9 protein-coding genes and 2 pseudogenes are annotated in these 8,578 nt (G+C 60.6%); 7 read left to right on the top strand and 4 right to left on the bottom strand.

The window, feature by feature from the left end; translation table 11 throughout:
* Window positions 1-286, top strand: a 286-nt coding sequence (locus tag L9Z73_RS20245; RefSeq protein ID WP_247404592.1) for a GlcG/HbpS family heme-binding protein, incomplete at its 5' end; no start/stop codon positions are given.
* Window positions 287-421: 135 nt separating this feature from the next.
* Here the strand turns inward: L9Z73_RS20245 and L9Z73_RS20240 are convergent.
* On the bottom strand, window positions 422-1,027 hold the full coding sequence (locus tag L9Z73_RS20240; protein WP_247404591.1) for a TetR/AcrR family transcriptional regulator: 606 nt from the start codon (window positions 1,025-1,027) through the stop codon (window positions 422-424).
* A 135-nt stretch (window positions 1,028-1,162) separates the two neighbouring features.
* On the opposite strand from L9Z73_RS20240, the gene L9Z73_RS20235 reads away from it, so the two are divergent.
* The 5 genes and pseudogenes from L9Z73_RS20235 to L9Z73_RS20215 all read left to right on the top strand — a co-directional run bounded on the left by L9Z73_RS20235 (window position 1,163) and on the right by L9Z73_RS20215 (window position 5,265).
* Complete coding sequence (locus L9Z73_RS20235; RefSeq protein ID WP_247404589.1) at window positions 1,163-2,077, top strand: DUF808 domain-containing protein; 915 nt, start codon at window positions 1,163-1,165, stop codon at window positions 2,075-2,077.
* Window positions 2,078-2,264: 187 nt separating this feature from the next.
* Window positions 2,265-3,017: a transporter substrate-binding domain-containing protein gene (locus L9Z73_RS20230; protein ID WP_247404587.1), complete on the top strand. Its 753-nt coding sequence runs from the start codon at window positions 2,265-2,267 to the stop codon at window positions 3,015-3,017.
* Between the two features lie 17 nt (window positions 3,018-3,034).
* On the top strand, window positions 3,035-3,751 hold the full coding sequence (locus tag L9Z73_RS20225; protein ID WP_247404585.1) for an ABC transporter permease: 717 nt from the start codon (window positions 3,035-3,037) through the stop codon (window positions 3,749-3,751).
* Window positions 3,748-4,471: pseudogene (locus L9Z73_RS20220) on the top strand (ABC transporter permease). Before L9Z73_RS20225 ends, L9Z73_RS20220 begins: the two are co-directional and overlap by 4 nt.
* 29 nt (window positions 4,472-4,500) lie before the next feature.
* Window positions 4,501-5,265 (top strand): amino acid ABC transporter ATP-binding protein, encoded by a 765-nt coding sequence (locus L9Z73_RS20215; RefSeq protein ID WP_282598694.1) that lies wholly within the window; start codon window positions 4,501-4,503, stop codon window positions 5,263-5,265.
* A gap of 71 nt (window positions 5,266-5,336) precedes the next feature.
* Here the strand turns inward: L9Z73_RS20215 and L9Z73_RS20210 are convergent, their stop codons facing one another.
* Together L9Z73_RS20210 and L9Z73_RS20205 are read right to left on the bottom strand one after the other, a co-directional pair.
* Complete coding sequence (locus L9Z73_RS20210; protein WP_282598695.1) at window positions 5,337-6,092, bottom strand: MlaA family lipoprotein; 756 nt, start codon at window positions 6,090-6,092, stop codon at window positions 5,337-5,339.
* A gap of 25 nt (window positions 6,093-6,117) precedes the next feature.
* On the bottom strand, window positions 6,118-7,416 hold the full coding sequence (locus L9Z73_RS20205; protein WP_247404581.1) for a serine/threonine protein kinase: 1,299 nt from the start codon (window positions 7,414-7,416) through the stop codon (window positions 6,118-6,120).
* A 235-nt stretch (window positions 7,417-7,651) separates the two neighbouring features.
* On the opposite strand from L9Z73_RS20205, the gene L9Z73_RS20200 reads away from it, so the two are divergent.
* The gene (locus L9Z73_RS20200; RefSeq protein WP_247404579.1) at window positions 7,652-8,020 is read left to right on the top strand and encodes a hypothetical protein; all 369 of its coding nucleotides are present in this window, start codon (window positions 7,652-7,654) and stop codon (window positions 8,018-8,020) included.
* Between the two features lie 51 nt (window positions 8,021-8,071).
* Here the strand turns inward: L9Z73_RS20200 and L9Z73_RS20195 are convergent.
* Window positions 8,072-8,578: pseudogene (locus tag L9Z73_RS20195) on the bottom strand (beta (1-6) glucans synthase); the annotation flags it as partial.

Below are 8,578 nucleotides of genomic sequence, written 5' to 3'. Positions count from 1 at the left end.
AGGTGCCTTTGCCATCGGCAAGGCCTGGGGCGCGATTGCCCTGGGCAAAGGCTCACGCTTGCTCGCGTTGGATGCGCAGCAGCGCCCGGCATTTATCGCGGCGTTGAACAGCCTGGGGCAAGGCAGCGTGGTGCCGGCGCCGGGCGGGGTGTTGATTCGGGATCAGGAAGGGTTGGTGCTGGGGGCGATCGGGATCAGCGGGGATACGTCGGATATTGATGAGCAGTGCGCGATTACGGCGATTGAGGGGGTGGGGTTGTGGGCGGATGCGGGGGTGTCAGCCTGATTATTGGATGATTGCCAGGGCCTCATCGGGAGCAAGCTCCCTCCCACCTTTAACTGTGTTTACACATTTCTATTTGTGAATACCGTCAAATGTGGGAGGGAGCTTGCTCCCGATTGGCACAGGCACCTCGGTGTCTCAATCCGGCTCACAGCCTTTAAGCACCAACCGAATAATCGTCTGCGCCGCCGCCTCGTAATCCGCCTCATCCAATTTGGCCTTGCCGGTCACCGCCGAAATCTGCCAATCAAAATCCGCATACGTCTGGGTCGCCGCCCAGATGCTGAACATCAAATGATTGGGCTCTATCGCAGCGATCAGCCCGCGATCGACCCAGTGCTGGATACAGTCGATATTGTGCTTGGCCTGGGCGTTGAGTTGCTCGACCTGCTCGGCGCTCAGGTGCGGGGCGCCGTGCATGATTTCGCTGGCGAACACTTTGGAGGCGAAAGGCAGGTCGCGGGAGATGCGGATTTTCGAGCGGATGTAGTTGCTCAGCACCACCGCCGGCTCGCCCTCCCGGTTGAACGGCGTGGAGGCCGCCAGGATCGGCTCGATAATGCTCTCGAGCACTTCGCGGTAGAGGTTGTCCTTGGACTTGAAGTAGTAGTAGACGTTGGGCTTGGGCAGCCCGGCCTTGGCGGCGATGTCGCTGGTTTTGGTCGCGGCGAAGCCCTTGTCGGCAAACTCCTCGCTTGCCGCCCGCAGGATCTTTTCTTTATTGCGCTCGCGAATGCTGCTCATAAACCAGAGGGTTCCTTGCCATGACAGGCGGTTGCGCATGGTAGCACCGGCCATCCGCGAGCCTCAACAATGTGCCCGCAACGCCCATGGCCGCGTTATGCTCGCGCCATCTCACCCTTGATGGAAGCCTGATTCATGGCAGGAAGCAGCTTGTTGGTTTTGATCGACGATATCGCCGCAGTACTCGATGACGTTGCACTGATGACAAAGATGGCCGCCAAGAAAACCGCCGGCGTGCTCGGCGATGACCTGGCGCTCAATGCCCAGCAAGTCTCCGGGGTGCGTGCCGAGCGGGAAATCCCGGTGGTGTGGGCGGTGGCCAAGGGGTCGTTTCTCAACAAGCTGATCCTGGTGCCGACGGCGTTGTTGATCAGTGCGTTTGCGCCCTGGGCGGTGACGCCGTTGTTGATGCTCGGCGGCGCCTACTTGTGTTTCGAGGGCTTTGAGAAGCTCGCTCACACGTTTCTGCATAGCAAAGCCGAAGACCAGGCCGAACACGCCCAGTTGGTCGCCGCCGTGGTGGACCCGGCGACCGATCTGGTGGCGTTCGAAAAGGACAAGATCAAAGGCGCGATCCGCACGGACTTCATCCTCTCGGCCGAAATCATCGCCATCACGCTGGGCACCGTTGCCGATGCGCCGTTGACGCAGCAGGTGATCGTGCTATCGGGCATTGCCATTGTGATGACCATCGGCGTCTACGGCTTGGTGGCCGGCATCGTCAAGCTCGATGACCTGGGCCTGTGGCTGACCCAGAAGCCTGCGCAGATGGCGCGCAGTATCGGTGGCGCGATCTTGCGCGCGGCACCGTACATGATGAAAAGCCTGTCGGTGATCGGTACAGCGGCGATGTTCATGGTCGGCGGCGGCATCCTCACCCATGGCGTGCCGGTGGTGCATCACTGGGTCGAGGCGGTCAGCCAGAGCACCGGTGGCCTGGCGTGGTTGATGCCGACCTTGCTCAACGCGGTGGCCGGCATTATTGCCGGGGCGCTGGTGTTGGCACTGGTCACTGTAGCGGGCAAAACCGGGCGCGCCGTGCGCGGTTGATTGGGCACTCAGGGTTTTGCCTACAAAAAGCTCAGAAATGGACCATCTGTAAAAAATAGATTATTTGTGCAAGTTGGCGTAGTGTCCGCTTGGTCAGTGACTGAGCCTGCGTCAATTACCCGTATCCCTTCAGGTTAATCAGGCCTCAGGCACTACCCAGAATAAAAATAATTCGGTAGGTGCCTTCATGAAACACGTCAAACAGACGCTCTATGCCGTAACGATCACCCTCGGGCTGCTATCGGTGGCCCACGCGCAACCGCTGCGTTTCGCCACGGAGGGCGCCTATCCGCCGTTCAACTACGTGGACTCGAATAACCAACTGCGTGGTTTTGACGTCGATATGGCGAACGCGCTGTGCGCCAGGCTGAGCGTCGAATGCTCGATCGTGGCCCAGGACTGGGAAGGCATCATCCCGGGCCTGCTCGCGAAAAAGTACGACGCAATCATCGCCTCGATGGCCATCACCGAAGAGCGCCAGCAGACCGTCAGCTTCACCCAGCCCTACAACCGCACGCGCATGGTCCTGGCAGTGCCCAGGGGCAGCGACATTCAGGACACTGCACCGGCCACGCTGGCCGGCAAGACGGTCGGCGCTCAATCGTCCTCGACCCAGGGCATCTACAACCAGGATGTCTATGGCGCCAATGGCGCTCGGGTCAAGTTGTATGTCGGGCAGGACGAGGCCAACAGTGACCTGCTCAATGGTCGCCTGGATGCGGTGGTCAACGACAGCGCGCCGATGCAGGAGTGGTTGAAGAGCACCGACCCGCAGTGTTGCCGGGTGCTGGCCATTCCCGGTACGCAAAGCGACGCCGGTATTGCCGTGCGCAAGGCCGATGAAGCGTTGCGCGCCAGGCTGAACCAGGCTATCGCGGATGTGATCGCCGACGGCACGTATCGACAGCTCAAGTTGGCCCATGGCCTTGAGGATGATTAAGCGCGGGAGTGTCTTCCATGTTCGAGTCATTGGGGTTGTTGTCGTTGGGCGCGGGCGGTTGGGGCGGCGCGCTGCTGGCGGGCGCTGGGGTCACGATGGCGCTGGCATTGGCGTGTGTGCCGCTGGGGTTGCCATTGGGCTTGTTGGTGGCGTTGTGCAGCAAATCGCCAAACGCAACGGTGAGGGCGATGGCGGCACTGTTCTCCACCTGTTTTCGTGGCCTGCCGGAGTTGCTGACGTTATTGATCGTGTATTACGGCATCCAGATCGCGCTGCAGAAATTCCAGGCGTATTGGGGCGGTTCGGCCGAGTTTTCCATCAACGCGTTTGTGGCGGCGGTGATCGCGTTCAGCCTGGTGCTGGCGGCCTTTTCCAGCGAGGTGTGGCTGGGTGCGCTGAAGACCGTGGCACGCGGTCAGTATGAAGGCGCCCATGCACTGGGCTTGAGTCGCAGGCAGACGTTTTTCAAGGTGGTGCTGCCGCAGGTGATGAGCGTTGCCTTGCCGGGGCTGTCGAACAACTGGTTGAGCTTGCTCAAGGACACGGCGTTGGTGTCGACCATTTCCCTGGTGGACTTGATGCGCCAGACCAGCCTGGCGGTGAATGCCACCAAGGAACCGATGCTGTTTTATCTGGCGGCGTGTTGCCTGTACCTGCTGCTGTCATCGATCTCGGGGTTTTGCATCGCGCAGCTTGAAAAACACTACGGCCAGGGTCGGGAGCGTGCCTCATGACGGCGGGCGAGCGCTTTGCCGAGTGGCTCGGGCTTGAATTGTTTCAGCGCTATGGGGCGCAGTTGCTCGAGGGTTTGTTGCTTACCCTGCAATTGGTGGCGCTATCGAGCAGCGTCGGTATGGTGCTCGGCTTGCTATTGGCGTTGGGCAGGACTTCGCGCTGGCGTTCGTTGCAGTACGCGTGCAGGGCCTATGTCTACTTTTTCAGGGGCTCTCCACTGCTGGCGCAACTGTTCCTGATTTATTACGGCTTGGGTTCCTTCCACGGTTTCTGGCGTGACCTTGGCCTGTGGGGGGGGGGTCGGCGACCCATGGTTTTGCGCTTTGCTGGCGTTCACCTTGAATACGGCAGCCTACCAGGCCGAGATCTTTCGCGGCGGATTGCTCTCTGTGCCGCGTGCCCACTATGAAGCTGCGACGGCGTTGGGGTTGAACCGCACCACCACGTTTTTCAAGGTGACCTTGCCGCAGGTGCTCATCGTGACGGTGGGGCCGCTGGGCAATGAACTGATTTTGATCATCAAGGCCAGCGCCATTGTGTCGCTGGTGACCTTGCTGGACTTGATGGGCGTGGCCAAGCTGGCGTTTTCACGCACTTTTGATTTCCAGGTGTATGTGTGGGTGGCGCTGGTTTACCTGCTGGTGGTCGAGTGTGTCCGGCGTGGGGTGAAGCGTCTTGATCGTCGACTTACCCAGCATCTGCGGCCAACTGACGAATGATAGAAGAGGGCGGGCACATGGGGTCATTAATGGAGTTAAAACGGTTGATCTGCCCACCTGCGCCGGTGGTGATCGATGTCGAAGGGCTGAGCAAATGGTATGGCGCGTATCAGGTGTTGCACGGCATCGACCTGCGGGTGGTGCAGGGCGAACGAATTGTGCTGTGCGGTACCTCGGGCTCCGGCAAGTCCACGTTGATCCGTTGCCTCAATCGTCTGGAACCTGCGCAGCAGGGCCGAATCCAGGTGCTGGGCGCCGACTTGAGCGCTTCGCCGACGCTCTGCCGCGCGGCTTTGCGTGAGGTCGGCATGGTGTTTCAGGGCTTCAACCTGTTTCCTCACCTGACCGTCTTGCAAAACTGTGTGCTGGCGCCGATGTCCGTGCGCGGCATGCCCCGCGACAGTGCACAGGAGCAGGCCATGGCGCTGCTGAAAAAAGTCGGGATTGATCAACACTGGAAAAAATACCCGTCGCAACTGTCGGGCGGCCAGCAGCAACGGGTCGCGATTGCCAGGGCATTGTGCATGGCCCCAAAAATCATGCTGTTCGATGAGCCGACGTCAGCGCTGGACCCGGAGGCCGTCGGCGAGGTGCTGGACGTGATGGTCATGCTCGCCGAAAGCGGCATGACCTTGCTCTGCGTCACTCACGAAATGGGCTTTGCCCGGCAAGTGGCCGGGCGTGTGCTGTTTCTCGATGGCGGGCGGATCATCGAAGACCAGCCGCCGGAGGCGTTTTTCACTGCGCCGCGAACGCCACGTGCCCAAGCGTTTCTGGCGCAGGTGCTGGGGTAGGCGTCAGGTATTGAGCAGGCAAAAAAAAGCCATTCGACCGCGTCGAATGGCTTTTTTACAGCGCGGATCGGTTACTCGGCAATCTGCAACTTGCGCGATTCCGTATAGATGTAGCGCACTTTTTCGTACTCGAATGGCGAGTTCATCTGACCGTAGCGGAAGCTGGTCTGGTAGCGCTTGTCGACCACGCGCAGGGCCCAGATTTCCGGATGGTTGGAGCTGACTTCGGAGACGTTCAAGAAGTTGATCTGCGATTCGGCGCTGTAGTCGACCACCAGGCCGGTGGTATCGCGCAGGTTCGACGGGCCCAGGATCGGCAACACCAGGTAGGCGCCGCCAGGCACGCCGTAGAAGCCCAGGGTCTGGCCGAAGTCTTCGCTTTGGCGCGGCAGGCCCATGGAGGTGGCCGGGTCCCAAAGGCCGGCGACGCCGAGGGTGGTGTTGACCAGCAGGCGCCCGGTGGTTTCCAGGGAACGGTGGCCCTTGAGTTGCAGCAGGCTGTTCAACAGGTTGGGCACATCGCCCAGGTTGTTGAAGAAATTGCTCACGCCGGTACGCAGGAAGCTTGGCGTGACGTAGCGGTAACCGTCGACCACCGGCAGAAACACCCATTGGTCGAAGCGGTAGTTGAAGTGGTACACGCGGCGGTTCCACGACTCCAACGGGTCATACACGTTGAGGGCGGTCAGCGACGAGCGTTCGAATTCGCGCTGGTCCAGGCCAGGGTTGAACTTGAGCTTGCTCAGCGGCTCCTTGAAACCGTCGGCACCTACTACGGTGGGCGCGTGAGCCTTGCTGTTGTCGGCATTTGCCACGCTTGCGCACATCAGGGCGGCAAGCAGCAGAAGATATTTAGCCACGGAAAAACTCCAGCATGGCGTCGGCGTTGACGCGGTAATTGAGGTTGCCGCAGTGGCCGCCCAGCGGGTAGACGGTCAAGCGATCGCCGAAGGTTTGACGCAGGAAGCCGAGGTCGCCCGGGCCGAGGATCACGTCGTCGGCGTTGTGCATGACGGCGATTTTCGGGCTGGCGTGCAGGTAGTCCTTGAGGGCATACAGGCTGACCTGATCGACCAGTTGCAACAGGCTGCCGCCATCGGAACGGGCGCGCCACATCGGGATGACCTGTTCGGTGAGGTAGCAATCGAAGTCACATTGCAGCGCGCGCTTGAGGAACGGCGTGAGGCTGGTGCCTTCGGTGATCGGGTACTTCGGTGGGATGATCAGGCCTCGGCGGTTGATCAGGTCCGAGGTGAACGCGATGTCGGCCGACGAAAAGCGGAACGTGGTGCCGATCAGCATGGCCATCTGTTCGTTGGTCAGGTGTTGCTTGGAGTTCTGGAAGTCGTAGAGCAAGGCGTCGTTAAGGTCGATGTAGCCCTTTTGCTGGAAGTAACGGGTCAGCTTGTTCAACACCAGTTCATAAAAGGTTGTGGTGTTGTTGATGCCCTTGACCTCGGTCTGCACCAGTCTGTCGAGGTTGGTGATCGAGGTGTACAGGTTGACCGGCGGGTTGAGCAGCAGCACTTTCTTGAAGTTGAAGCTGCGGCGGGTTTCGTCGAGCTTGCTGACAAAGGCCGCATCCAGCGCGCCGAGGCTGTAGCCGGTGAGGTAAAAGTCAGTGACCGGCAGCGAGGCGTTCTGCGCGCGCACCGCCTGCATCACGCGGTATATGTCTTCTGCGTCTTCCTGGGTGATGCCCGGGGTGGCGAAGCGCGAGGCGGCACTCATGAAGTCGAAGCTGGTCGGCGACGACAATTGCACCACGTGGTAGCCGGCCTGGTAGTACAGTTTTTTCAGGTATTCGTTGATGTTGCTGTCAAACCGCGCACCGGTGCCCGCGATCAGGAAGATCAGCGGCGCGGCGCGGTCTTGCTTGGCGATGCGATAGGTGAGTTTCTTCACCGCCCAGAAGTTGTCGGGCAGGCTGAATTCGCGCTCGGGGCGCATGTTCAGGGTGTAGTCCGACTGGTTGATTTCGTCGTTGGTCGGCAAGCTGGGCCGAAGGTCAGGCGGCGTGGTGGCAATGGTCGCTTCGAACGGGTTGGTCAAAGGGAAGCCATAGCTGGCCTGGTCGATGTCGACGGCCAGTGCTGACGCACTCAAAAAAAGGCTGCCCAGCAAGGCAGCGCAGCGCAAGGAACGGAGCATGACTTAATCCCTAAGAGGAAACGTGCTGAATGAAGTTCGCAGGCTATGACCACCGCGTTGCCACCGAAGTGCCAGCCTTCGGCACGAAAAATCGGAAAAAAACGTCGGAATCGGGGTGATAGTTGCCAGAAGATACACTTTGCGACGCATTGATGAACACTTATCTGCGTACACATCTTGCTAACGGCCGCCGGGGGATTAAGCTGAGCGCCGTTTTTGCCTATCGGAGTGCTCCATGTCCCGCCGCTTCCCGCTGATCCTGCTGCTTATTGCCCTACCGTTATGGCTGGCCGCCAGTTATGCCGCGCGTTACGGCTTTATGGAGGATGGCCGGTGGGTCGGTATTTGCGCGGATGAGGCCAGCCGCTGGGAATGCCAGGTGCGTTCGAACCTCGGTTTGATGATTCACTTCAAGATGATGGGCTGGGCTGCGCTGATGACGTCGGTGCTGGCGTTTTTCGTGCCGGGGCGCGCGGGCTGGGGCTTGGCGGTGCTGGGGCTGGTGTTCGGGTTGCCGGCACTGGCGTTGTACAACACCACGTTTGCGGTGTTTGCGGTGGTGATTGCGGGGTTGCGGTTGGTCCGCAAGCCTCGGGGCGCCTGATAGGGCCAATCGGGGGCGGTGCGACGATTCGACTTGCCCCCGATGGCGCTCTTAAGCCTTGCGCATCCGCAAGCACCGCCACAAAGCCACAACCATCAACCCGCTGACCAGCGCCCAACCCCACGCCTGCTGGTTCAGCAGACCTTCGCGGAACAGCTGAGGCGCAATGCCGGCACCGATGATAAAGGTCAGCAGGGCGATTTCCCGACGTGGCCCGGTCACGGGGCGAACCAGATAGACCAAGGCGGGCAGTACCAGCGCCGCACTTGGGAAGCTGCGATAACGTGGGTCAAACACCAGCGCCAGCATCATGACCGCACCCGCGAACCCGGCGATTGCCACCACCCAGCCTGCGCGCTGCTCCAGCCAGTTGAATGCTCGTTCGCGCCAACCCTCGCGGTCGCTCAAGGCCAGGGCTGCGTGTGCCAGTACCAACAGGTTCAACGCGACCAGCAGCCCCGCCCACACCCATTCATCATTGAAGCGTGCAGTTACGCGGGTCAGTTCGGCCCAGGTGCCGATGGAGCAGGCGGCGACCGCCCCGAGCAGCGGTAGCAG

Origin of the sequence: Pseudomonas emilianonis (assembly GCF_023072625.1) — a bacterium.
Classification (GTDB): domain Bacteria; phylum Pseudomonadota; class Gammaproteobacteria; order Pseudomonadales; family Pseudomonadaceae; genus Aquipseudomonas; species Aquipseudomonas paraveronii.
This window is presented reverse-complemented; position numbering and strand designations above follow the sequence as displayed.

Coding starts and splice junctions, on each gene's coding strand:
- L9Z73_RS20240 (WP_247404591.1), bottom strand. CDS start 1,027: ATGAGCAGCATTCGCGAGCGCAATAAAGAAAAGATCCTGCGGGCGGCA.
- L9Z73_RS20235 (WP_247404589.1), top strand. CDS start 1,163: ATGGCAGGAAGCAGCTTGTTGGTTTTGATCGACGATATCGCCGCAGTA.
- L9Z73_RS20230 (WP_247404587.1), top strand. CDS start 2,265: ATGAAACACGTCAAACAGACGCTCTATGCCGTAACGATCACCCTCGGG.
- L9Z73_RS20225 (WP_247404585.1), top strand. CDS start 3,035: ATGTTCGAGTCATTGGGGTTGTTGTCGTTGGGCGCGGGCGGTTGGGGC.
- L9Z73_RS20215 (WP_282598694.1), top strand. CDS start 4,501: ATGGAGTTAAAACGGTTGATCTGCCCACCTGCGCCGGTGGTGATCGAT.
- L9Z73_RS20210 (WP_282598695.1), bottom strand. CDS start 6,092: ATGTGCGCAAGCGTGGCAAATGCCGACAACAGCAAGGCTCACGCGCCC.
- L9Z73_RS20205 (WP_247404581.1), bottom strand. CDS start 7,416: ATGCTCCGTTCCTTGCGCTGCGCTGCCTTGCTGGGCAGCCTTTTTTTG.
- L9Z73_RS20200 (WP_247404579.1), top strand. CDS start 7,652: ATGTCCCGCCGCTTCCCGCTGATCCTGCTGCTTATTGCCCTACCGTTA.